Consider the following 26229-nt stretch of genomic DNA (forward strand, 5'->3'; position numbering starts at 1 on the left):
CTGCGGAGGGTGGACTGGCACCTTCTTCCCATCTAGCGACGGGGAGAAGGGAGATACGCGCGACCTCTTCATCGCTACTCGGCTTTCACCTCCATCACCCCGGTGGCGGTGCGGGCTGAGTATTGCGGCCGGTACATGTCCTCCACCGTCGCCGCCGGATGCGCGTAGGTGCCCGGCGTCACGGCGCGCACGACATAGGCCAGCATGATATTGCGGTCGCCGTCGCCTTCATTCGGGTTGAAGGCGGCGACGAAGCGGTCGTTGCGGAACTCCAGATGCGCGGCGTCGGTCTGCGCCAGCCAGGAGAAGTTCGACAATTGCGCGCTGGAAACCAGGCCCGGATTGTCGATCTCGAAGCCGGCCGGCAACAGATCGGTGATCAGGAGCCGCGACGGCCATTTGTTCTGCTCATAGACCTTGAGCACCACCACGTAACGCTCGTTCTGCTTCGCCTCGGTGACGTTGGCCTCGGTGCCGTCAAGCTTGTAATAGGTGCGCGAGATGGTGAAACCGTCGCCGCCGGCCGGCAGCGGCTCGACCGGCGCGGCCACCGCGGTCACCACGGCCTGCAACGGCGTCGCGCCGGTGTTGGCGATGGTAAGCGGGCTGTCGACGAGGTCGCTGCCGGCGACCTGGTTGGAGTAGCCGCCCGAATGCGGCGCGCCGTTGACGGAAAGCATGATGGAATCATTGCCTTCCCTCAGCGCCTTCGCGGCAAGCAGCATCCAGGATTCGTCCTGCGTGCTCGTCCGGCGGGCATCGGCGCGTGCCACTCCCACCAGCTTGATCAACTGCGGCATGATGCCGGGCACCGGCTTCGATTCCGCCGCGAGCGCCAGCATCGCCGCGCCATCACGCAGCCGCGAGCCGTAGTCCGAGCGGTAGTAGTCATAGTCGGTTTCTGACTGCGCCAGCCGCAGCGCCGTCTGGAAGGTGGCTTCCGAGCGCTGCGCGTCGCCATAGAGTGCGAGGCTCGCAGCCAATTGCGCGACCGCCATCGGGCTGGAGAAGGCTTCGAGCTGCGTGTCGGCATAGTAGCGCAGATCGCCGATCGAGGCTTTCTTGTTGCGGGCGAGCACATAGAGCGCATAGGCGATTTCGCTGCCGCGATCCTGGACGTCCTGGTCATAACCAAGCGAGTTCTGCAGGTTGTTCAGCGCCTGGTTCATGGCAAGCGCCGGGACATCGTATTTCTGCTCGCGCGCCCGGGTCAGGAACTCGCTGACATAAGCATCGAGCCATAGATCGCCGGAGCCCGGACCCCAAAGGCCGAAGCTGCCGCTTGACGACTGATAGGACAGTACCTTGTAGATCGCATCCTGGATGCGGCCGTGCAGGTCCGGGTCGTTCTCCATGCCGATGCTCTTGGCCATGTCGTTGACATAGAGCAGCGGCATGGCGCGGCTGGTTGTCTGCTCGGCGCAGCCATAGGGGTAGCGGTCGAGGCTCATCAGCAGCGACGGCACGTCGAGCGCGGATGACTGCGAAACGCCGACGCTGACCGAAGCGCCGTCGAGCACGCTTGCGGCGAGCAACTCCTTGTCGACGCGCAATGAGCCGCCATGCGGCTTCAGGTCGACAACCATGCGGTTGGTGACCGGGAGCTGCGCCGGGCGCACCGGCAGGTAGAGCGTCTGCTCGACCTCGGTGCCATCGGCATGCGCGAGCTTGACGGTGACCGAGGCGTCGCCGGCGGTCTTCGCGACCAGCGGGAAGGTGAGCGACTGCCGCTTGCCCTGGGCGAGAGTCAGCTTCTCGGGCAGGGGCTTGTCCCCGGTCGTCAAATCGCCGGTCGTGGTGACCGAGAGGGCATAGTCGCCGGCCGGGCCATCGGTATCGGCGATGTCGAGGCGCATGGTCGCCGCATCGCCCGGCGCCAGGAAGCGCGGCAGGCCGGCGGTGATCACCACCGGGTCGCGGACGATGACGTCGGTCTGAGCATGGCCGACGGCATCCTTGGTCCAGGCGACCGCCATGACGCGCACGGTGCCGTTGAACTGTGGGATGTCGAAGTCGACGCGCGCCTTGCCGTTGGCATCGAGCTCGACCGGGCCGGAGAAGAAGGCGACCAGCTTTTCGGTCGGCGGGCTGCCTTGCGCCTGCATGTTGGCGCCGTCGCCGCCGGTCCTTATCTTGCCGGTGGTGCCGAGCGAGCCGTCGATCAGGCGGCCATAGAGGTCGCGGATTTCCAGCCCCAGCATGCGCTGGCCGAAGAACCAGTCCTCAGGATCGGGCGCCTTGTAATTGGTGAGGTTGAGAATGCCTACATCGACGGCAGCCACCATCACATAGGCGTTGCTGCCGGCTTGAGCGCCATTGACGGCGATCGGGATCGACAATTGCTGGCGCGGCAGGGTCTTTTCCGGCGGCGTCAACGTGACCGCCAGCTTCTTCGAGCCCGGATCGACCGCCAGCCATTTGACGCCGATGGCGCGGGCCGGCATGCGCGATTCCTGCGCGTCGCTGGGTCGGAACAAGGTTGCCGTGACATAGGCGCCTGCGCCCCAGTCGTCGCCGACGGGGATGTCGACGGTGCTGCCGCCGGCCGGCACCGAAGCGGTGACGGTCTTCAACAGCTTTTCGGCGCCGATGGTGACCAGAAGTTCGCCGGAAAAATGCGGCGAGACCTTCAGCTTGGCGACTTCGCCGGCGGCGTAGGTATCCTTGTCGAGCGCGATCTCCAGCCCGTCGGGCGTCTCGGTGGTCGTGGAGGCGACATACCAGCCGGCATCGAACTCATAGCTGGTCGCCGGACCATCCGGATCGGCGGTCTCGACCTCGAGCCGATAGCGGCCCCAGTCGACGGGCAGCGATACGGTCGCCTCGCCATCAGCCTTCAGGTCGACCGCGCCATTGGCAACGGCCTTGGTGAGGCTCACCGCTTCATAGTTCCAGGAATTGTTGGAATGGTACCACTGATAATTGCGCTCGACCTTGACCAGCGACCACTGGGCGCCCTTCAGGTCTTCGCGCTTGCCGTTCGGGTCGACGGCGATGATGCTGAGTTTGGCGGTTCCGCCTTGCGGCACCTCATCGCCCTCGAAATCCGGGCGGATGCCGATGACATCATGTTGCGGGCGAACGCCGATGTCGAGCGAGTGCTCGACGGCGCGGCCGCCGGCCTCGCGCATGCGCACGGTGACCTTGGCATTGACCAGCTTGGTGGTCGACGGCAACTGGTCGATGGTGACCGGGAAGGTCGCCTTGCCGTCATCGCCGACCACGGGAAGGTTGGTGAAAGGCGTCACGGTCGGCTCGCTCGACTGCTCGTCGGCCAGGCCGAAGGTGAAATCCTTGAAGCTGTCCCAGCTGCTTGTGGTCGACAACGTCATCTCGCCTTCGAGCGCAAGGCCCGCGGCCGGCGCGCCGTAGAGGAAGCGGCCATCGACCGTGGCGTTGGCGGTCTCGCCCTGGGCGACCTCCTTCTTATCCGAGGTCAGATCGAATTCGATGCGATCGGGCACAAAATCTTCGACCAGGAACATCTGGCTGGCGACGGCCGCCTGCTTGGGATCGGTATAGATCGACACCGTCCAGGTGCCGCGCATGGCATTGGCCTCGAGCGGCAGGTCGACGGCGTGGCCGCCGGCTGACTCACCATTGCTGACGATGCGGCGGTTCTCGACGCCGTCGGGACGCGTGAAGATGAAAGTCAGCGGCAGGTTCTCGACCGCCTTGGCGGCGCCGTCGCGGGCAAGGGCGGCGACATGCACGTCCTCGCCGGCGCGGTAGATGCCGCGCTCCGTCCAGGCATAGACGTCGAGCGCGCCTGGCGAGGCACGTCCCTCAACGCCACGATCCGACAGATCGAAGCCGGCCTTGCCCATGTCGAGGAAGACGAAGTCGCTGTCGCCCTGCTTGGCCATCAGCACCGCCGGTACCATGCCGTTTTCGCCGCGGGTGAGGCCGGGATTGAAGACGGCGTGGCCCTCGGCGTCGGTGGTCGCCGTGCCGAGGATTTCGTTGTTCTTGGCAAGCAGCGTCAATTCGGCGCCCGAAATCGGCTTGGCCGAGCCCAGCGAACGGGCAAAGACGTTGAGGCCGTCCTGGCCGGTATAGGTGGAAAGGCCGATGTCGGAGACCACGAACCACTGCGTGGCGCGCGAACCATAGTCGTCGCTCTTGTCGTCGGTCGGCTGCGCGGTCAGCACATAGACGCCGGGCTTGCGCTGCGGGATCGCCTGATCAACCGGGAACGAAGTGGTCACCTCCTTGTTGAGATCATTGGCGATTTCGAGCGTGCCGGACCAGACGGGCGCGCCCATCTGGTCGGAAATGGTGGAAATGTCGTAGCCGTCGAGCTGACGCAGGAACTGATAGCCGGACAGAAGCTGTGCCAGCGAACGATCGCCGATGCGGTAGAGCGTCATCTTGGCGGCGTTCATGTTGACGGTGACGACCGGAATGCCGCGGCGCGCGCCGGCCGGCAGCACGAAGCTGTCCCCGGTGAAACGGGCGGAGGGGGCGCGGTCCTGGACGTAGATCGACAGCACGACGGGGGCGGCGATCGTCTCGCCGATCGCCGCCGGCAGGCCGACGCGGAATGTCACGTCATAATGCTGGCCGTGCTCCAGACCCTCGACGCAGATCTGCTTGTCCTTGGCCTCGACGGCTTTGGGCGCGGCGTTGTCGACCGTCACGAACTGCGAATAATCGACCCCGGTCTTGACCAGTTCCTCGGAAAACTGGGCGCAGATGCGCGGCGAAGAGGAATCGGCATCGACGGTGTGCTCGATGACGCGGAACCCCTTGCGCGCCTTGAGGTCGGCGTAATCGGCCTGGACGGCCGGCGAGTTTACCAGCGCCAGGCTCGCTTCATAGGCCTGCAGCGATGGGCGGAACAGGTCGCGCTTGTCGAGGCCGGCACCAAGCAGCGCCAGGGCCTCGGCGCGGGTCTTTGCGGTGCGCACCAGCCTGTAGGCGTTGAAGGCCGCTGAGGTGATGTTCGTCGGGAAAGTCGAAGGTTCGGCGGTGTTTGACGCCGGCTGCACGGCAAGCGTCTCGCGCGCCAGCGCCAGCCACAGCGCGCCGTCATCGGGCAGCACCGACACCGCGGCCTGATATTTCTGCATGGCAAGGCGATGGTCGCCGGTCAGTGCTGCCTGCTCAGCGGCGGCCTGCAGGGCGGAAAGCCCTTCCGTCGGCTTGTCATAGGCCGGATCGGTCAGCTTGTTGCGGAACTGCTGGGCCTGATCGACCATCCAGTTCGGGAAGAAGGCCAGCGCCGGCGGGGCGCCGATATCGGGGTCGCCATCGACATTCGCGACCTTGCCGGCGACTGCGCCGGTGAAGGATTTGAGCTGATTATAGTCGGATTTGAGAAAACACCATTTGGCCTTGGTGTTGTAGGTGAAGGCGCGGCAGGCGGCATCGCCGAGGCAGGTGGTCTTGCACTGGTCCAGGCTGACATTTTGCTCCGACCGGAGATCGAAACCGAAATAGTCGGCATTGTCGGTGGTTGCGATTCTCCGGGCTTCGGCCGCAAGTGCCACCCCGTTCAAGGCGAAAAAGATAAGGAGAAGGAAAGAGAGACCACGAGCCGCGCGCATTGCCACATCACCCTCCAGACATTGCCAGCGTCCAGGCATGATCAAGCTCAGACAGGCTTGTCAACGCCGGAGCGCCGCAGGTTTATCACCCGCGAACGGTTTCCATTCCGGCCAAAGGCCGGTATTTCGACAGAACCTCTGTGAGACGGATCACACTTTCTTGCGAAAATGCAAAAGGTGTGAATTCCAAGCCCGGTCTATTTCAGACAATTGGATTGTGGCCCCTTTACGAACGTTTCGGAACTTCATTCCAATTTTAGTTTTGTCGATTAGGTTGTCTTAAATGCAGGCGCATGAAAAGCAGATGTCAGGAGGGTACGCGCCAGGGCGCGGGCTTCCGCGCGCCCTGCTTTTCGCGCTCGTCTGCTCGACCATGCTGGCGGGCGAGGTACGGAAGGCTGCGGCTTTCGAGATTTTCGGCATCAAGCTTTGGGGCTCGTCCAAGGACGAGGATGCCGATATCGTCGATCCGCTGCGCTATTCCGTGACCATCGATGCCCCGGATGCCGACAAGGATCTGGTCAAGAAGCTTGAAAACGCCTCGGCGCTGAAAAATGACGAGGATCATCCGGTGTCCGGATCGCTCGGCCTGATGGCCAAAGCGCGCGGCGACCGCGAACAACTCGTCGCCGCGCTTTATGCCGATGCCCGCTACGAAGGCGTGGTGACTATTACGATCGATGGCAAGTCGATCGACGAGTTGCCGCCGGATGCCGAGTTCAAGGGTCCTCAGCCTATTCCTGTGGTCGTGAGCGTTGCAGCCGGAGCGAAATTCACGCTTGGCAACATCCGGCTGAAGGGTGATGCGGCCGGGTTGGCAAGCGCCGACTTCGGGCTGATCGCCGGCGGCGATGCCGGCTCAGGTGCCGTGCTCAAGGCCGAAGCTCTGATCGTGCGGGCGCTGAAGGACGAGGGCAGGCCGCTTGCCAAGGTTACAGACCGCGAGATCGTCGCCGAGCACGCCAGCACGACGCTGGACGTCACGCTGACGGTGGCGGCCGGCCCGGTCGCCGGCTATGGCGACACGACGGTCGAGGGCACCGAAAAGGTCGATCGCGACTTCACCCAATACATGACCGGGCTGAAGCGGGGTCAGCAATATTCGCCGCAGGAAATCGACGATGCGCGCGACCGGTTGCTCGGGCTCGAAGTCTTCAACAGCGTGACCATCAAGGAAGGCGACAGCCTCGACGCCAACGGCAACATCCCGATCGATGTCCAGGTCAGCGAGCGCAAGCCGCGCTATTTCGGCATCGGCGGCACGTTTTCGAACACGGAAGGCCTGGGGCTCGAAGGCTATTGGGGACACCGCAACCTGTTCGGCCAGGCCGAGAAGCTGCGTATCGACGGCTCCATCAGCGGCATCGGCAGCAACAGCATTTCCGCGCTCAACTACAATGCCGGCGTCATGTTCGAGAAGCCGGGCGTGCTCGGGCCGACGTCGAAATTCTTCACCGGCATCAAGACGGTGTTCGAACACCCCGATGCCTATGACCATTTCTCGGTCAAGGGCGACGTCGGCGTTTCCTATGACCTCGACAAGAAGCAGCGGGTCTCGGCCGAACTCGACCTCGATTATTCCAAGATCACCGACGCCTTCGGCAAGCATACCTATCTGATCGCCAGCGTGCCGCTGCAATATGTCTATGACAGCCGTGACAACAAGCTCAACCCGACCAGAGGGTTCCGCTTCCTCGCCTATGCCGAGCCGAGCTACGACATACTGAACGGCGCGGCCTTCCTGAAGCTGAAGGGCGAGGGCTACACCTACCAGTCGCTGGATACGGCAAGCAGGTTCGTGCTCGCCGAGCGCGCAACGCTCGGTTCGATCGTCGGCACTGGCCTGCAGAACGTGCCGGCCGACCGGCGCTTCTATTCCGGCGGCGGCGGCTCGGTGCGCGGCTATTCCTATCAGGGCATCGGCCCCAAGGACATCAACGGCCAGCCGATCGGCGGTCTTTCCTTCTTCGAAACCTCGGTAGAGATGCGCATCGGCGTCACCGATACGATCGGCATCGTGCCGTTCGTCGATGCCGGCACGGTCTCGACCAGATCCTTCCCCGATTTCTCGAATGTGAAGGTCGGCGCCGGCGTCGGCCTGCGCTACATCACGCCGTTCGGGCCGCTGCGCATCGACGCGGCCCTGCCGCTCAACCGCGATCCGGGCGATCCGCGTTTCGGCATCTATGCCGGCATCGGTCAGGCGTTCTGACGATGAAGATAGCCTGGCGCATCCTCCGCATCTGCCTCTACACGCTGCTCGTGCTGCTAGTGGTGGCGATCGGCGCGCTTGTCGTCTTGACCGGCACCGAAGGCGGCCGCCAAAACCTCGCCGGCCTGATTTCGAAGATGGCTTCGAACGAGGACCGCAAGGTGACGGTCAGCGGCATCGAAGGCATCTGGTCCGGCGCGCTCAGGCTCGACCATGTTGTGCTGGAAGACCGCGCCGGTCCGTGGATGGTGGTGCGCAAGGTGGCGCTCGACTGGTCGCCGATGGCGCTGCTCTCCTGGAATTTCAATGCCGACCGCTTTGCCGCCGAGCGCATCGAACTGGCGCGGCTGCCGCAGCCAGGCCAGCAGCCGGCGCAGGGTGGCTCGACGAGCCTGCCGGTGTCGATCGATGTCAGGGAGATCGACCTGCCCGAGATCGCGCTCGGACAGGAGCTTGCCGGCAGCGGCATCGCCGAACTTGCCGCCAAGGGCTCGCTCAAGGCCGATCCGTCGCCGCTGGCGATCGAGAGCGTGCTCAACGTCACCCGCCATGACGGCAAGCAGGGCAATGTCGACGCGAAGATCCATTTTGCGCCGGCCGACAACAAGCTCGACCTCGATCTCAAGGCGTCGGAGCCGGCCGGCGGCATCATCGCCAACCTGCTCAAGCTGCCGGATGCGCCGCCCGTCAACATCGTCGTTTCCGGCAGCGGGCCTTTAGCCAACTGGAGCGGCGTCGGCACCTTCATGGTCGACGGCCAGATCATCAGCCAGCTGACCGGTCGGCACCAACTCACCGACAAGGGCCACCGCATCGAGGCCAAGGGCGACGGCCAGTTCGAAGGTTTCCTGCCGGAGAAGATAAAGTCGCTGTTTGCCGGCAAGACGAACTTCGACCTCGCCGGAACGGCGACCACGTCTGGCGGGGTCGATATAGAGCGCGCCACCATAGAGAGCGACGCGGTGCACGGGACAGCAACCGGCAATGTCGACCCGAAGGGCGCCAGCGACCTCGCCGTCGAGCTCTCCGCCAAGGACAAGCCGGTCACCATTGATGTCGGTAACAGCGCTGTTTCCATCCTGGTTGCGGTCGAAAAGGCAACTGTGCGCGCCTTCGGCGACGGCAAGGCGCCGATGGTCGATATCGCTACGTCCCTCACCTCGGTGGCTGTCGGCGGCACCCAGCTCAACAATATTACAGGCGAGATCCATTCCGACGGCTTCGATATCGAAAACCGCAGCGGGCCGGTCAGCATCAAGCTCGGGGCCGCCGGCCTGAAGACCGACGTCGCCACGCTGGCGCCGCTGGTGACCGGCAAGCTCGCCGCCGATCTTTCCGGCACGATCAGCCGCGAGACGGTGGCCATCGAGAAAGGCACCTTGCGCAGCGATGCGCTCAATGCCGGGCTGACGGCAAATGTGGCGCTGGCCGATCTGTCGATGACGCTGAAGATGAACGCCGACGCCGTCTCGAAAGCATTGCCGCCGCAAATCAGCTCGCTGCTTGGCGAGCGGGTGAAGTTTTCGGCGACCGCGACCCGCGATCCACAGGGCGCGTTCGCCGCCAATTCGCTGGAACTCACCTCCGGCTCGCTCAGCGCCAGCGGCACGGCCAGCGCGCAAGGCTCGGACATTCAGGCGGATGTGAAAGGCACGCTGGGCGATGTCTCGTCGCTGTCGTCGCTCGCCGGCACACCGCTTGCCGGCGGAGTGAATTTCGCGCTGACGGCTAGCGGTCCGCGCTGGGCGCCGGATTTCTCCGTTTCGGCCGACAGTGCCAGTCTGACGGCGGCCGGCCGCACGGTGAAGGACATCAAACTTTCGGCCAAGGGCAAGGCCGACATCGCCAATCCGTCGGCCGAAATCTCGCTGACCGGCAGTGCCGAGGGGCAAGCGCTCGATATCGGGGCTTCGCTGGTCACGGCGGACGGCAAGCGCTCGATCAGGGGTCTCAGCCTGGCGCTCGGCGACAACAAGGTTTCGGGCGATCTCTCGCTCGACGACAAATTCCTGCCGCTCGGCACGCTGACGCTTGCCGTGCCCGATATCGGACCGCTCGCGGCGCTCGCAAATCAGACCGCGACCGGCGATATCAACGGCACGATCGCTTTCGCCAAGGAAGGCGAGGCGCCGACCGTCACCATCAATGCGGCCAGCACGTCGATCGCGCGTGGCGAGCTGGCGGCAAAAGCCATCACCGTCAACGCGCTGATCGCCAACTACCTGAAGGGGCCGGCGATCTCGGGCTCGATCAAGGCCGACAGCGTGACCTCCGGCAGCACGGTCATCAGCGGCATCGGCATCGATTTGAAGCGCGACGGCGACTGGACCAACTTTACCGGCGGCGCCACGGCGTCCGGCATTCCGGCTACCGCCACCGGGCGGGTGAAGATCGCCAACGGCACGACAAGCGTGGAAATCGCTTCCGGCGAGGCGACGGTGCGCGGCATCAAGGCGGCGATCGCCGAGCCTTCCAGCGTCTCCATCGCCAATGGCGTCACCACAATCGAGAAGCTCGCGCTCAATCTCGGCGGCGGCTCGGCGACCGTTTCCGGCAGCGCCGGTCAGACCCTCGACCTGACGGCCAACCTCGCCAACCTGCCGGTCGCGCTCGCCAATGATTTCATGCCAGGCCTTGACGGGGCCGGAACGGTGGAGGGCACGGCACATGTCACGGGTCCGTCGTCCAACCCCGACGTGCAGTTCAATGCGAAGGTGGCGGGCGCCGAAACCAGCCAGACCCGCCAGGCGGGGCTCGGACCGCTGGATCTGGATGCTGCCGGCAGCTATACGCTGGCGGGTGGCGTGGCCCTGGACCACGCCACGCTTTCGGGCAAAGGGATTTCAGGCAAGGCCGCCGGTACCCTAAACCCTAACGGCGCCAGCGATTTCTCCCTCGACCTTACATCATCCGGACCCAGCCTGCCGTTGACGGTCGGCAGCGCCGAGAGCCCGGTCAAGATCGCGGTCCAGTCCTTGTCGGCAAAGATGGCGGGCGAAAGCACGCAAGCACGGCTGGATGTCTCCGCGATTCTACCTTCCATCGCCGCCAGCCAGGCGACGGTGGACGGACTGACATTGATGCTGCATTCGGATGCCTTCGACCTCAAGGGGCGGGCAGGTCCGGTTTCCGGCACGGTGTCGGTGGACAGGATCGGCCTCGACAATCCCATGATCGCGCCGCTGATCGCCGGCAAGGTCACGGCCAAGGTCAATGGCCGCCTGACGACCGATTCCGTCGCCGTCAACAGCGGGTCCCTGAAGAGCGATGCGCTCAACAGCCAGGTCGTGGGCCGGATATCGCTGGGTGACGGCGCGGTCGACCTCAATCTGAAGGCCGATGTTGCCTCTTCCGCCTTGCCGGCGGCGGTGCGCGGCATGCTTGGCGAAACCGCGCAGTTGAGCGCCGCGCTGAAGCGCGATGCCAACGGCAACGTCAATGTCGACGGCCTGAAGCTGAATTCGGGCGCGCTCAGCGCCGACGGGCAGGCGAGCCTTGCCGACAGCAAGCTGGCCGCCGGGATCCGAGGTGCGTTGAGCGACGTTTCAGGGCTCTCGAAGGACGCCAAGGGTGCCATAGCCTTTGCCCTGAATGCGCAAGGCCCGGTCACCGCGCCCGACCTGTCGATGACAGTGAGCAGCGACCGGCTCTCGGTGGCGGCGCGCGAGATCACCGGGCTGAAGCTTACGGCCAGCGGCAAGGCCGATGCCGCCAATCCGGCGGCCAATGTCGAGCTCACCGGCAATGTCGCCGGCCAGAACCTGCAGGGCAGCGCGGTGCTCGCCACGACCGATGGCAGCCGCGCGATCAACGGGCTTTTGCTGTCGCTCGGCCCGAACAAGATTTCCGGCGATCTCGCCCTCGACGATGCCTTCGTGCCGGTCGGCACCGTTACGCTCGACCTGCCCGATATAGGGCCGCTCGCCGCGCTGGCGCTGGAAAAGGCCGAGGGCAATGTGCGCGGCACGATCGCTTTTACCAAGGCGGCCAACGGGCCGAATGTCGCGATCAAGGCGAACACCTCGGAGATCAAGCGCGGCGATCTCTCCGCCAGGAATGTCGCCATCGACGCGCAGATCGCCAACTATATGGCAGCACCGGTCATCGCCGGCACGGTGCGCGCCGAGAGCGTCACTTCGGGCGGCACCGCCATCACCGGCATCGATGTCGACCTCAAGCGGGACGGCGACTGGACCGGCTTCTCAGGCGGCGCCACCGTCAAGAACATTCCGGCCAAGGCGGCCGGCCGTGTGAAGGTCGCCAACGGCACGACGACCATCGAGCTCGCGTCGGGCCAGGCGACGGTGCAGGGCATCAAGGCCGCGGTCGCACAGGCCTCGACCGTGACCATCGCCAACGGCGTCACAACGCTCGACCGCCTGGTGCTCAACCTTGGCGGTGGCACGGCGACGGTGACAGGCAAGGTCGCGCAAGCGCTCGACATCAACGCCAATCTCGCCAGGGTGCCGATCTCGCTCGCCAACAGTTTTTCGCCGGGTCTCGACGCGGCGGGCTCGATCTCGGGCACGGTCAAGGTGACGGGCGCCCCGGCAAGCCCGTCGGTCGCCTTCAACATCGATGCCTCCGGCGTGCAGACCTCGCAGACGCGCGGTGCGGGGCTGGGCGGCATGAACGTATCCTCGTCGGGAAGCTTTGCCGGCAATAAGCTTGGTTTCGACGCCAACATCAGCGACGGCGCCGGCCTCGGCCTCAAGGGCGGCGGCTCGGTGACGACGGCGGGCACGCCGGCGCTGGTGCTCGACTTCAACGGCAAGGTGCCATTCTCCTTCCTTGCCTCGAAACTCGCCGCGCAAGGGCTTGGACTGACCGGAACGGCCAATGTCAACGTGCAGGTGCGCGGTCCGGCGTCGTCGCCGGTGATCGGTGGAACGGTCAACACCACCGGCGCGCGCCTGGTCGACGCGCGTTCCGGCCTGGCAGTCAACGACATCGCCGCGGACGTTTCGATCGGCGGCGGCGTCGCCAGGATAAACCGTCTGACCGGAACGCTGTCGACGCGCGGAAGCCTGTCGGCGAGCGGCACGGTCGGCATCAATCCGGCGCAAGGCTTCCCTGCCGATCTCTCGATCAAGCTCACCGATGGCCGCTATACCGACGGCCGGGTCGTAACCGCCAATCTCGGCGGCGACCTGACCATCAAGGGACCGCTGGTTTCGGCGCCGGTGGTTGCCGGCACGGTCAATCTGGGGAGGACGGTCATCACCGTCCCGGACAAGCTGCCGGCCTCGCTCTCGGCTTTGGACGTCAAGCACAAGAACGCGCCCAGCGCGGTGCGGGCGCAGGACAAAGCGCTGCGCCCGCCGACATCCGGCGGTGGCAACAGCGGCAGCGGCCTCGCCCTCGATGTGACGGTCAACGCGCCGAACCAGATCTTCATCCAGGGCAGGGGCGTCGATGCCGAGCTTGGCGGCTCGCTGAAGTTGACGGGGCCGGCCTCGGCACCGCAGGCGGTCGGCACTTTCAAGCTGCAGCGCGGACGGTTGACCATCCTTGCCAAGCGGCTGACCTTCACCGAGGGCACGGTCGGGTTCCAGGGTTCGCTGGTGCCCTACCTCAACATGACTGCGACCACGACGACCAGCAGCGCCACGGTGACGATCGTCGTGTCGGGCGAGGCGACCAATCCGAAGTTTACTTTCTCCTCCGTGCCGGCGCTGCCCCAGGACGAGGTGCTGGCACAGCTCATCTTCGGTCAATCCATGTCCAAGCTGTCGCCGCTGCAAATCGCGCAACTTGCGAGCGCGGCCGCGCAGCTGGCAGGCGTCGGCGGTTCGACCTCGCTGCTCGAGAGCCTGCAAAGCGCCATCGGCGTCGACGATCTCGACGTGACGACGGACGAGAAGGGCGGCACCGCGGTTTCAGCCGGCAAGTACCTTAACGACCGGACCTATGTGACGATCCAAAAGGGCGACAAGCCGGGCTCCGGCAAGGCGACGATCGACCTCAATGTCGGTCGCGGCGTGAAGCTGCGCGGCGAGGCCAATGACGCTGGCGAAGCAAAGGGCGGCGTGTTTTACGAGCGCGAATATTAAGGCTGCGCGGTCCTTCCCAGGCCTGCCGAATGGGCTGCTCGCCGCGGGCACAGGCCCCTTATCCTTATAAAATGTATTGATTTAATCGCCCGCAGCGATTTTTTGGGAAATCCGCGTCGCGCTAGCAAATTTGCGCCAAGACTGTCGCTATCGCGCGAACCGGGTTGCACTCAAAGATGCACATTCCCTAAACATGTTCCTACTCCACGCCGTCTTTGACAATGCGGTCTGGATGCGGAATGTTAAAAGGCGGAAAGCCAACAATGGGAGTTAGTCATGGCAATCTATAAAAGCAATGGTGATCGCGTTCCCGATCACATCCTGGCCTTGGCCGAAGAAGCCAAGTCAGGCCAGATGGACCGCCGCGAATTCCTGGCTCTGGCCAGCGTCTTCGGCGCCTCGACTGCAATGGCGTATGGCCTGCTCGGCCTCGCCGATCCGACCCCGGCCAGGGCCGAGGACGTGCAGGGCAAGAAGGGCGGCACGCTTAAGGTCGCTCAGTGGGTCAAGGATCCCAAGGATCCGCGCAAGGCCGACTGGTCGGAAATCGCCGACGCCGAGCGCCAGGCGCTCGAACCGCTGGTCAAGTACACCACCGAATACACCTTCCGCCCCTACCTGCTGGAAAGCTGGGACGTGAACGATGACGCGACCGAATACACGCTGCATGTGCGCAAGGGCGTGACCTGGTCGAACGGCGATGCCTTCACCGCCGACGACGTCATCTTCAACCTCAAGCGCTGGGGCGACAAGAAGGCCGAGGGCAACTCGATGCCCGGCCGCCTCGGCACGCTGGTCAAGGACGACAAGCTCGACGAGAGCGCCGTGACCAAAGTGGACGACATGACCGTCAAGCTGAAACTCGGCAAGCCGGACATCGCTCTGATCCCGAACATGTGCGACTATCCTGGCCTGATCGTCCACAAGAGCTTCGACGAGAAGGGCGGGGATTTCAAAGCCTGTCCGATCGGTACCGGCCCGTTCGAGCTTGTCTCCTACGACGTCGGTCAGAAAGTGGTCTACAAGCGCCGCGCCGACAACAAGTGGTGGGATGGCGAGGTGTTCCTCGACGGCGTCGAATTCATTGACTACGGCACCGACCCGGGAGCCATGGTGAGCGCCTTCGAGGCCGGTGAGGTGCACACCAACTTCGAAACCTCGGCCGACTATGTGTCGATCCTCGACGGTATGGACCTGGTGAAATCCGAGGTTGTGACGGCCGCTACCATCGTCTGCCGGACCAACGTCAACAACAAGCCCTATGACAACCAGAAGGTTCGTCAGGCGCTGCAGCTGGGCGTCGACAATGCTGTCGTCCTGCAGCTCGGTTACGGCAATGCCGGCACGGTCGCCGAGAACCATCATGTGGCACCGATCCATCCGGAATACTTCGAGCTGCCGAAGATCAAGCGGGACGCCGCCAAGGCTAAGGCCCTGATGGCGGAAGCCGGTCAGGCCGATTTCGAGCACGAGCTGATCACGGTCGACGAGGACTGGCACAAGAACACCGGCGACGCGATCGCCGCCCAGCTCCGCGACGCCGGCATCAAGGTAAAGCGCACCGTGCTTCCTGGCTCGACCTTCTGGAACGACTGGACGAAGTATCCGCTGTCGATGACCAACTGGAACATGCGGCCGCTCGGCGTGCAGGTTCTTGCGATTGGCTACCGCACCGGCGAAGCCTGGAACGAGACCGCATGGTCGAATCCGGACTGGGACAAAAAGCTCAATGCCGCGCTCGCTGTCGCCGACGCCGCCAAGCGCAAAGAGATGATGAAAGACATCGAGCAGACCCTGCAGGATGCCGGCATCATCATCCAGCCCTACTGGCGCAAGCTCTACAGCCACTCGGTCAAGGCGGTTCAGAACTATAAGATGCACCCGACCTACGAGCACGACTACGGCAAGGTCTGGCTCGACCAGGCCTGATCTGAGCGAACGGACAAAGGGGCGTTCCGCCCCTTTGTCCCCTTCCTGCATGACCTGGAACCGGAGAGCCGCTGCAGCAAAAAAGTTGCGGACTCATCGAGCGGGGTCATGCAATAAACAGGGTTGATCGCATTCGAAGGTCTGTTTGCCGGCTTGCTCCGCCTCGCGGCGGGATGGTTGCGTAAGCAGGCTCCCCCAACCCGTCGGCAGGGGCCCGCCATGCTTTCTTTCATATTGAGACGTCTCGGCACCATGGCGCTGACGATGCTGTGCCTGACGCTGATCGTCTTCTTCCTGATCAATCTCGGTCCCAATCTGAAGAAGCTGGCGATCAGCCAGACCGAAATGCACACGTCGGCCGACCAGCTCGAAAACTGGTTGGTCGGCCATGGCTACCGGCAGAATTTCTTCGTGCGTTACGGCCAGTGGCTGGGTGTCCTGCCTAAGCAACCGATCACCGATCCGGCAACCGGAAAGCCGGCGCAGCGCTTCTCTTTCTGCAATGACCCGGTCGTGCCGACCTTCTCGGGCATCCTGCAAGGCGATTTCGGCTGCTCGACCAAGTTCAAGACCACAGTCGCGTCGAAGCTCTTTCCAGCGCTGAGCGCCACGGGCATCTTGATGCTCTGCGTCCTGCTGGTCATGGTGCCGATCTCGCTGCTGGTCGGGATACTTGCCGGCATGCGCGAGGGCTCGCGCACCGACCGCACGCTGTCAGTCGCTTCTATCGCCTCGACGGCGACGCCTGAATACGTGTCGGGCGTCATCTTCACCGTCATCTTCGCCTCATGGCTCGGCTGGCTGAACGGCTCCGCGGCCTCGGCAAGCCAGGGCATCACCTTCTACAATTTCACGCTGCCGGTGATGACGCTGGCCATCTACGGCATCGGCTACATCGCGCGCATGACGCGCGCCTCGATGGTCGAGGTGATGACGCAGCAATATATCCGTACCGCGCGCCTCAAGGGCCTCTCCTTCGGCGGCGTGGTCGTCAAGCATGCGTTGCGCAACGCGCTGATTGCGCCATTCACCGTCATCATGCTGCAGTTCCCGTGGCTGCTCACCGGCGTCGTCATCGTCGAGGTGATGTTCCGCTACCAGGGTTTTGGCTACACGCTCGTCGAGGCCGCCGGCAACAACGACATCGATCTTCTGCTCGGCTGCTCGCTGGTCTCGGTGTTCATCGTGCTGATCACCCAGCTCATCTCGGATGTCGGCTACGCGTTTCTCAATCCGCGTATCAGGGTTCAGTAGGGGGCAAGCCGATGCAAACCGAATATATCAACGCCTTCGACATCGTTATCGGCGTGCTCTGGCGCTTCTGGCCGGTATGGGCCGGGCTCATCCTGGTGATGGGCGCCAGCTTTACCTACAAGAAGCGGCTTGGCCTCTACGGCCAGCTCTTCGACAGCGGCGTCGGCATTGCCGGGGTCTTCATCTGCCTGTTCTGGCTGTTCACGGCGATTTTCGCTTCCACCATCTCGCCCTTCGACCCGCTGGCGCAGGTCTCGGTGATGAAGGACACGCTGCCCGGCGCGATCGAGCCGGCGTCGAAGCTGGTCTACTATTTCGGCGGCGACAAGCTCGCCCGCGACGTGTTCTCGCGCATGGTCTATGGCAGCCAGATCGTGCTGATCATCGCGCCGGCCGCCACCGGATTCGCGCTGATGGTCGGCATCACGCTCGGCCTCCCGGCCGGCTACTATGGCGGCAAGATCGACACGCTGCTGTCGTTCCTGGCCAATCTGGTGCTGGCCTTCCCGGTGATCCTTTTGTTCTACCTGCTGGTGACGCCGGGCATCATGGACACGCCGATCCCCTATGCGATGGCGGGGTTGTTCTTTCTGTTCCCGATCATCTTCTTCAGCGTGTTGTTCTGGACCCGCTTCAAGAACCGGCCGGACCGCCTCTATATCCTGCTCGGTATCACGCTCGTCGTCGGCGGCTGGATCTATGCCGGCCTGGTCTTCGACAAGGATCCGTTCAAGATCGTCCACATCGATCCCAACCAGCTCAACATCTTCGTGGCGGTGGTGTTCGCCTCAAGCCCCGGCGTGTTCCGCATCGTGCGCGGCTTGACCATGGACATCAAGACGCGCGACTATGTGGCAGCGGCGCAGACGCGCGGTGAATCGCCCTGGTACATCATGCTGTGGGAGATCCTGCCCAATGCACGCGGTCCGCTGATCGTCGATGCCTGCCTGCGCATCGGTTACACGACGATCCTGCTCGGAACGCTCGGTTATTTCGGCCTGGGCCTGGCTCCTGAAAGCCCCGACTGGGGCACCGCGATCAAGGATGCCAGCCGCCTGCTGCGTTCCTTCATCCACCCGGCGCTGCCGCCGACGATCGCGCTGATGTCGTTCGTGCTGGGGCTGAACCTGTTGGCGGATTCGCTGCGTGAACAGTCGATGAAGGATTGATGGCGGGGTCGAAGGCCCTACTTGCCGGAGCATGATCCCGAAAAGTGGAACCCGGTTTTCGGACAAGATCACGCTCAAACCAAAGACCAAGGATTGGAGCGACCCATGAACGAGGCAGTTCGAGATCCAGCCAAGCCGACCAATGGGCCGATCATCGAGATCGAGAACCTCTCGATCTCCTTCTTCACCCGCAAGGGCGAAATACCGGCCGTGATGGACTTTTCCTGCACGGTCATGCCCGGCGAGGCGATGGGCATCGTCGGCGAGTCCGGCTGCGGCAAGTCGACCGTGTCGCTCGGCATCATGCGCGACCTCTCCAACATCGGGAAGATCGTTGGCGGGCGCATCAAGTTCCAGGGCAAGGACATGGGCGAACTCTCCGAGGAGGAGTTGCGCGCCATCCGCGGCAACAAGATCGCCATGATCTACCAGGAGCCGATGGCGAGCCTCAATCCGGCGATGAAGATCGGCCAGCAGTTGATGGAAGTGCCGCTGATCCACGACAAGGTGTCGAAGGAAGAGGCGCATAGCCGCGCGCTGGAGATGGTGCGCGCGGTGAAGCTGCCCGATCCCGAGCGCATGATGCGCTCCTATCCGCATCAGCTTTCCGGCGGCCAGCAGCAGCGCATCGTCATCGCCATGGCGCTGCTGTCCAAGCCGGCACTGCTTCTGCTCGACGAGCCGACCACCGCGCTCGACGTCACCGTCGAGGCCGGCATCGTGGAACTGGTCAAGGGGCTGGGCGAGAAGTTCGGCACCTCGATGATCTTCGTGTCGCACAATCTTGGCCTCATCCTTGAGACCTGCGACAAGATCACGGTGATGTATTCCGGCGAGGCGGTCGAGACCGGCAAGATCAAGGACGTGTTCGACCGGATGCGCCATCCCTACACGCAAGGGCTGTTCCGCTCGATCCCGCTGCCCGGCGCCGACAAGAACTCGCGGCCGCTGATCTCCATCCCCGGCCAGTTGCCGCTGCCGCATGAGCGGCCGAAGGGCTGCAATTTCGGGCCGCGCTGCCACCATTTCGTGGAGGGGGTCTGCAACGCCGCCGAAATCCCGATGGTTCCGGTCGACGGCCATGAGGGGCACTTCTCGCGCTGCGTGCGCTTCAACGAGATCGACTGGGAGGCGCTGCCGCCCGGCGCCAAGAAGGTCAATGAAAAGGTCGAGCCCGGCGCGCCGGTCCTGAAAATCCAGGACCTCAAGAAATACTACAAGGTCGGCGGCAGCGAAGTGTTCGGCTCCAGCGAGGGCCGCGTCGTCAAAGCCAACGAGACGATCTCGTTCACCGCGCGCGAATCCGAGACGGTGGCGATCGTCGGGGAGTCCGGTTGCGGAAAGTCGACCCTGGCCAAGGTGCTGCTTGGTCTGGAGACCGCCAGCTCCGGCACCGTGAGCCTGGCCAACAAGGAAATCCAGTCGACAGGCATCGAGAAACGCGGCGTCGATACGGTGTCGTCGATCCAGATGGTGTTCCAGAACCCGTTCGACACGCTAAACCCCAGCCATTCCGTCGGCTCGCAGATCATCCGCACGCTGGAAAAGTTCAATGTCGGCAAGAATGTCGCCGAGCGGCGCCAGCGCATGCTGGAGCTGCTCGACCTGGTGAAGCTGCCGCGGGCCTTCGAAACCCGCAAGCCGCGCCAGCTTTCGGGCGGCCAGAAGCAGCGCATCGGCGTGGCGCGCGCCTTCGCCGGCGATGCCAAGGTGGTGGTGGCCGACGAGCCGGTCTCGGCACTCGACGTCTCGGTGCAGGCGGCGGTGACCGAGCTGTTGATGGACATCCAGCGCAAGAACAAGACGACGATGCTGTTCATCAGCCACGATCTGTCTGTGGTGCGCTACATCGCCGACCGCGTCGTCGTCATGTATCTCGGCTACATCGTCGAGCAGGGCACGACCGACCAGATATTCTCGCCGCCCTACCATCCCTATACCGAGGCGCTGCTTTCGGCGATCCCGATCGCCGACACCAGCGTGGTCAAGAAACATATCGTGCTCGAAGGCGACATCCCCTCGGCGATGAACCCGCCGACCGGCTGCCCGTTCCAGACGCGCTGCGGCTACAAGAAGCTGGTGCCGGACAATCTGTGCGAGACGAAAGTGCCGCCGGTGAAGAATCTCGGCGACGGCCATATGAGCCTGTGCTGGCTCTCGGACGAGGTGCTGGCCAAGATGGAGCCGGTCATCAAGTTCGACAAGGAACATGCCGCGCATGAAGGCGTGCCGGAAGATGCTCCGCACGGCTCGGGACCGGGCTTTACCGGTACGCCGCCGCAGCGTCCGGGTGGCAAGAAGCCGAGTTGACACGCATAGACGCAACGAAGTCTGTTGACGTATTGCCTCGGTAGCGTCGTCACATCTCATCTGTATCACGGCATTACAAGACCGAGTTCGCTTGAACATCAGGGACCATTGCCTTATGTGATGCGTGATGTTTGATGCGCAATGGAGCGTATTGTGAGAACGACACTTGCAATCGATGACGATGTCCTCCTTGCGGCCAAGGCCATTGCGCGACAGCAGGATCGCAGCGTTGGCGAGGTCATTTCCGATCTAGTTCGCCGTTCACTGCGCAGGCCGCAAGTCGGCGGTGAGCGTAACGGTATCCCTTTGCTTTCATTGCAGCCCAACGGCCCGATGGTCGATCTCGAAATGGTCAACGCGCTTCGCGACGAACTGCCGTGACCTTTCTGCTTGACGTCAATGTGTTGATCGCGTTGATCGATCCGGCTCATGTCGCGCATGAAGATGCGCATCGGTGGTTCCAATCCACCGGGCATTTGTCATGGGCAACATGTCCCATTACCGAGAATGGTGTCATCAGGATCGTGGGCAACCCGAAATACCCAAATTCACCCGGCTCGCCCGCTGTCGTTACGCAGTTTGTCGCCAAGTTGCATGAACTTTCAGGACATCGTTTTTGGCCCGATGATATCAGCTTGGTGGGTTCGGCAGACATTGACGCGAGCAAGATAATGACCCCCGGGCAAACAACGGATAGTTACTTGCTTGGGCTTGCCAAGGCGCATGGCGGCCAGTTGGCGACATTCGACCGGAAGCTGTCGACGGCGGCGGTGAAGGGAGGGAAGTCGATCCTCCACCTGATCCCCAGTGAATGACGGACAGCGTCCGCTTTCGATCAAGAGTTACATCGCTTTCCGGGATGCCAAGTGGCTTTAGTTGGCTGCGCGATATCCCGTCGACGTCAGCTTCCGCACTGCCGCATCTGCGCGGCGTAATCGCGGGCCATCTGGTCGGTGGCGCGCGCGTAGCTTTGAACGCCGCCGTCGCCGCGATTGCCGCGGCCATAGGCTGTCCAGCCAAGATAATAGGCCAGGTAGAGATTGTAGGTGTCGTTGCGCGCGACTTTGAACGTATCGGCGGTCTTGGAGTGGTACCAGCCGACGAAATCGATGGCGTCGGCAAAACGCGTGCGGCGTGCCGTCCAGTTGCCGGTCTCGCTTTGATATTGCGACCAGGTGCCGTCGAGCGCCTGCGAGTAGCCGGTGGCGCTCGAGACATGCGTCCATGGGATGAAGCCGAGCAGCTTGGTGCGCGGCGGTCGGGCATTGCTCTTGAAGCCGGACTCCTTGCGCACCGTGGCCATCAGCACCGGAACGGGAATGCCGTATTTCTGCTCGGTGCGCTCCGCGGCGGACTGCCAGTTGTCGAACCAGCCGTCATTCTGGTCGAAGACGGCACAGACATTGTTGATGTGACTGGGCGCCGTCGCGCAGGCCGAAAGCGCCAGCAGCACGGAGACGGCGACAATTTTACTAAAACTCGATCTACGCATTGAAAGACGAATAGGCCGAAATCATAAAAGGAGTCTTGCGCGGTTCCTTAACGCGGGCGCCGAAGGCGCGAAAAATCGAGTATCGATATTACGACTATCTATGTCGCTATCCTTGTCATTGACCTTGAAGAATGCCGCCTTGGCTAAAATCACGCCGGCAAATGGCGAATTTCTGACAGCCCGCCTGTGATGCGGGCGCTCTGATGCGCGCATGAGCGAACCAAGACGCAAGCGCGGCGCCGAACGCACCAGCAACCGGGGGCCGGCCGCTATTCCGCAACTGCCGCGGCGGCGGGTGGAGAATCCCTATCCGCCGATGGCGCTGCTGTCGGCCGACCAGATCGAGGCCATCCACCAGGCCTCGATGCATATCCTGGAGAATTTCGGTATCGAGGTGATGAGCCCGCGGGCGCTGTCGCTGTTCGAGCGTGCCGGCGCCAAGGTCGATCAAGCCATGATGAATGTGCGCGTCGATCGCGGCATGGTCGAGGAAGCGCTGAAGTCGACGCGCAGCCACTACACGCTTACCCCACGCAATCCGGCACAAGCCGTCCATCTTGGCGGCAGCACGATCAACTTCACGCTGGTGGCGGGGCCGCCCAATGTGCATGACATGGAACGCGGCCGCCGTGCCGGCAACATGCCCGACTATCAGGATCTTGTCCGGCTGGCACAGCATTTCAACTGCATCCACATGCTGGGCAACCAGGTCTGCGCGCCGATCGAGCTGCCGGCGAACACAAGGCACATGGACACCTATTTCGCCAACCTGACGCTGACCGACAAATGCTTCCACGTTTCGGCAATCGGAAGAGGCAGGGCGCTCGACGGCATCGAGATGATGGCGATCGCGCGCGGACTGACACTGGATGAGATGCGCGACGATCCCGGCATCACCACCATCATTTCGGTCAATTCGCCGCGCCGCTTCGATGAGATGATGGCCGAAGGGCTGATGACCATGGCCGAGTACGGTCAGTCGGTTGCGGTGACGCCGTTCACCCTGATGGGCGCGATGAGCCCGGTGACGCTTGCCGGCGCGCTGGCGCAGCAGAATGCCGAAGCGCTGTTCGGCATCGTGCTGACGCAGCTGGTGCGTCCCGGCGCGCCGGTGATGTATGGTGCCTTCACCTCCAATGTCGACATGAAGTCGGGCGCGCCGGCCTTCGGCACGCCGGAAAACACCAAGGCCAACATCGCCTCGGGGCAGTTGGCGCGGCGCTACAATTTGCCATACCGCACGACGCCGGGCTCGGCCTCCAATGCCGCGGACGCGCAGGGCGCCTACGAGACGTTGATGGCGTTGTGGGGCGCGGTGCTTGGCCACGGCAATCTCGTCTACCACGCCGCCGGCTGGCAGGAAGGCGGGCTGACGGCATCGTTCGAAAAGCTCATCATCGACGTCGAGATGATCCAGCACATGATGGAATTCCTGCGGCCGATCGTCGTCGACGAGGGCGAGCTGGCGGTGGAGGCATTGGGCGCAGTGCCGACCGGCGGCCACTTCTTCGGCGAGCCGCACACGCTGGAGCGCTACGCCACGGCCTTCTACCAGCCCATGCTCTCCAACTGGCAGAATTACGAGGCCTGGCAGGAGGCCGGCGGGCTCGACACGACGGCGCGCGCGACGCGGCTCTGGAAGAAAGCGCTGGAGGAGTATGTTCAGCCGGCCATGGATCCTGCTGCTCGCGAAGCGCTCGAAGCCTATATGGCACGCCGCAAGGTAGCGATCGGGCAGGGCGAGCCGTGACTTTAGCGTCGGCGCGAGCTGGCGCTTCCCGTCCCGATTCATCTCACCGATCCAACTCACTGAACGAACGAGAAAAAGCCCATGAAGTCGCATGCAAAGGTCGTGGTTATCGGCGGTGGTGTCGTCGGATGCTCGGTGCTGTTCCATCTTGCCCGCCATGGCTGGACCGATGTCGTGCTTTTGGAGCGCGACGAGCTGACGTCGGGCTCGACCTGGCACGCCGCTGGCGGCATGCACACCATCAATGGCGACCCCAAGGTCGCCAAGCTGCAGAAATACACCATCTCGCTCTACAAGGAGATCGAGGAGTTGTCGGGACAGGCGACCGGCGTGCACCTCACGGGCGGCGTGCTTCTGGCGGCGACCGAGGCGCGGCTCGACTGGCTGCGCGGCGTGGTGTCGAAGGGCCGCTATCTCGGCATCGACCTCGAAGTGATCTCGGCGAAGGAAGCGGCGGAATTGATGCCGCTCATCGATCCCAGCCAGTTCGTCGGCGCGGTGCGCAACAAGGAGGACGGCCATCTCGATCCGTCGGGCGTGACGCACGCCTATGCCAAGGCCGCACGCAAGCTTGGCGCCGAAGTCGAGCGCTTCACCAAGGTCGAGGACATCGTGCGCCGGTCCGACGGGTTGTGGCGTGTGATCACCAACAAGGGCGAGGTGGTGACGGAGCATGTCGTCAATGCCGGCGGCCTGTGGGCACGCGAGGTCGGCCGCATGGTCGGGCTTGAACTGCCGGTGCTCGCCATGGAGCACATGTACCTGATCACCGAGGACATGCCGGAGGTCGCCGACTGGAACGCAAAGACCGGCACCGAGATCATCCATGCGGTCGACTTCGACGGCGAGCTCTATCTGCGCCAGGAGCGCGGCGGCATGCTGATGGGCACTTACGAGAAGGCGAACAAGGTCTGGTCCGAATTCCAGACACCGTGGAATTTCGGCCACGAGCTGCTGGAGCCGGACATCGACCGCATCGCGCCGTCGCTGGAAGTCGGCTTCCGTCATTTCCCGGCTTTCCAGAAGACCGGCATCAAGCAGATCATCAACGGCCCCTTCACCTTCGCGCCGGACGGCAATCCGCTGGTCGGTCCGGTGCGCGGCCTGCCCGGCTTCTGGGTCGCCTGCGGCGTCATGGCGGGGTTCAGCCAAGGCGGCGGCGTCGGGCTGGCGCTCTCCAACTGGATGATCGAGGGCGACCCGGGCGCCGACATCTGGGCGATGGACGTGGCGCGCTACGGCGACTGGGCGACGATGGCCTACACCAACGCCAAGGTGCGCGAAAACTATTCGCGCCGCTTTTCGATCCGCTTCCCGAACGAGGAACTGCCGGCAGGGCGTCAGCTCAAGACGACGCCGGTCTATGACACGCTTGCCGCCCAGGGCGCGCAATGGGGTGTCTCTTACGGGCTCGAGGTGCCGCTTTGGTATGCGCCGGATGGCGTCAAGGACGAGTTCTCGTGGCGGCGTTCGAGCGACTTCGACCATGTCGGCAAGGAAGTCGCGGCCGTTCGCAACGGCGTCGGCCTGTCGGAGATTTCGAACTTTGCCAAATACAGGGTGACCGGCGAGGGCGCGGCTGCCTGGCTCGACCGCATGCTTGCCTGCAAGCTGCCCAGACGCGGCCGCATGACGCTGACGCCGATGCTGAAGGACGACGGCCGACTGATCGGCGATTTCACGCTCGCCAATATCGACGACCGCGAATGGTTCATCGCCGGCTCCGGCGTCGCCGAGCAATATCATATGCGCTGGTTCGAGGCGCATCTGCCGAAGGACGGTTCGGTGCGGGTGGAAGCGCTGGGACAGAAGCTCACCGGTCTCGCCATTGCCGGGCCGAAGGCGAGGGAGGTTCTGGCCAAGGTCACCCGCGCTGACGTTTCCAACGCGGCATTCCCCTTCATGGCGGTTGCGCGAATGGATATCGGCATGGCGCCGTGTCAAGTCGGCCGCGTCAGCTACACCGGTGACCTCGGCTACGAGATCTGGGTGGCGCCGGAATATCAGCGCGCCGCCTACCAAGCGCTGGTCACAGCAGGCGAGGAGTTCGGCATCGGCCTGTTCGGCTCGCGCGCGCTCAACGCGCTGAGGCTGGAAAAGAATTACGGCTCGTGGGCGCGCGAATACCGGCCGATCTACGGGCCGGTCGAGGCCGGGCTCGACCGTTTCGTCGCCTATGGCAAGGACGCCGATTTCATCGGCAAGGAAGCAGCACTTGCCGAGCGCAGACAGGGCGGCAAGCTTCGGCTGCGCAGCTTCATCGTCGACGCCACCGATGCCGATGTGATCGGCGACGAGGCGATCTGGCATGACGGCGTCGTGCGCGGCTGGGTCACGTCCGGCGGCTATGCGCATAATTCGAAGAAGTCGGTCGCCATGGGCTACGTGCCGAAGGAAATCGCCGACAGGCCGGACGGTTTCGAGATCGAGATCCTTGGCAAGCGCCATGCGGCGCGCGTCCAGGCGGCGCCGCTGTTCGACGCCAATTTCGAACGGATGCGCGCCTGAAAC

12 protein-coding genes are annotated in these 26229 nt (G+C 63.7%); 10 read left to right on the forward strand and 2 right to left on the reverse strand.

The annotated features are described in order from the left end of the window. Positions 1 to 74: 74 nt before the first annotated feature. Positions 75 to 5555, reverse strand: coding sequence for an alpha-2-macroglobulin family protein (locus RFM98_RS13725; protein WP_320309377.1), 5481 nt, complete (start codon positions 5553 to 5555; stop codon positions 75 to 77). A gap of 277 nt (positions 5556 to 5832) precedes the next feature. On the opposite strand from RFM98_RS13725, the gene RFM98_RS13730 reads away from it, so the two are divergent. The 8 genes from RFM98_RS13730 (at position 5833) to RFM98_RS13765 (ending at position 21291) form a co-directional block, all read left to right on the forward strand. Next, the gene (locus tag RFM98_RS13730; protein WP_320309378.1) at positions 5833 to 7761 is read left to right on the forward strand and encodes an autotransporter assembly complex protein TamA; all 1929 of its coding nucleotides are present in this window, start codon (positions 5833 to 5835) and stop codon (positions 7759 to 7761) included. Positions 7762 to 7763: 2 nt separating this feature from the next. Beyond that, positions 7764 to 13814 carry a translocation/assembly module TamB domain-containing protein gene (locus tag RFM98_RS13735; protein WP_320309379.1) on the forward strand — a complete coding sequence of 2017 codons (6051 nt, stop codon included), beginning with the start codon at positions 7764 to 7766 and terminating at the stop codon, positions 13812 to 13814. 276 nt (positions 13815 to 14090) lie between these two features. Next, positions 14091 to 15743: an ABC transporter substrate-binding protein gene (locus RFM98_RS13740; RefSeq protein WP_320309380.1), complete on the forward strand. Its 1653-nt coding sequence runs from the start codon at positions 14091 to 14093 to the stop codon at positions 15741 to 15743. Positions 15744 to 15962: 219 nt separating this feature from the next. Then, on the forward strand, positions 15963 to 16997 hold the full coding sequence (locus RFM98_RS13745; RefSeq protein WP_320212534.1) for an ABC transporter permease: 1035 nt from the start codon (positions 15963 to 15965) through the stop codon (positions 16995 to 16997). A gap of 11 nt (positions 16998 to 17008) precedes the next feature. Further along, positions 17009 to 18166 carry an ABC transporter permease gene (locus RFM98_RS13750; RefSeq protein WP_320309381.1) on the forward strand — a complete coding sequence of 386 codons (1158 nt, stop codon included), beginning with the start codon at positions 17009 to 17011 and terminating at the stop codon, positions 18164 to 18166. Positions 18167 to 18271: 105 nt separating this feature from the next. After that, the gene (locus tag RFM98_RS13755) at positions 18272 to 20476 is read left to right on the forward strand and encodes a dipeptide ABC transporter ATP-binding protein (protein ID WP_320309382.1); all 2205 of its coding nucleotides are present in this window, start codon (positions 18272 to 18274) and stop codon (positions 20474 to 20476) included. Between the two features lie 153 nt (positions 20477 to 20629). After that, the gene (locus RFM98_RS13760; RefSeq protein ID WP_320309599.1) at positions 20630 to 20857 is read left to right on the forward strand and encodes a CopG family transcriptional regulator; all 228 of its coding nucleotides are present in this window, start codon (positions 20630 to 20632) and stop codon (positions 20855 to 20857) included. Continuing rightward, entirely contained in the window at positions 20854 to 21291 is a 438-nt protein-coding gene (locus RFM98_RS13765; RefSeq protein WP_320309383.1) for a TA system VapC family ribonuclease toxin, read from the forward strand. The genes RFM98_RS13760 and RFM98_RS13765 overlap by 4 nt, the downstream gene beginning before the upstream one ends. 86 nt (positions 21292 to 21377) lie before the next feature. Here RFM98_RS13765 and RFM98_RS13770 read toward each other — a convergent pair whose 3' ends face one another. Then, positions 21378 to 21968, reverse strand: coding sequence for a transglycosylase SLT domain-containing protein (locus RFM98_RS13770; protein ID WP_320309384.1), 591 nt, complete (start codon positions 21966 to 21968; stop codon positions 21378 to 21380). 211 nt (positions 21969 to 22179) lie between these two features. On the opposite strand from RFM98_RS13770, the gene RFM98_RS13775 reads away from it, so the two are divergent. After that, positions 22180 to 23718 (forward strand): trimethylamine methyltransferase family protein, encoded by a 1539-nt coding sequence (locus RFM98_RS13775; protein ID WP_320309385.1) that lies wholly within the window; start codon positions 22180 to 22182, stop codon positions 23716 to 23718. Positions 23719 to 23799: 81 nt separating this feature from the next. Further along, entirely contained in the window at positions 23800 to 26226 is a 2427-nt protein-coding gene (locus tag RFM98_RS13780) for a GcvT family protein (protein ID WP_320309386.1), read from the forward strand. Positions 26227 to 26229 lie beyond the last annotated feature (3 nt).

It is taken from the genome of Mesorhizobium australafricanum, assembly GCF_033977265.1.
Classification (GTDB): Bacteria; Pseudomonadota; Alphaproteobacteria; order Rhizobiales; family Rhizobiaceae; genus Mesorhizobium; species Mesorhizobium australafricanum.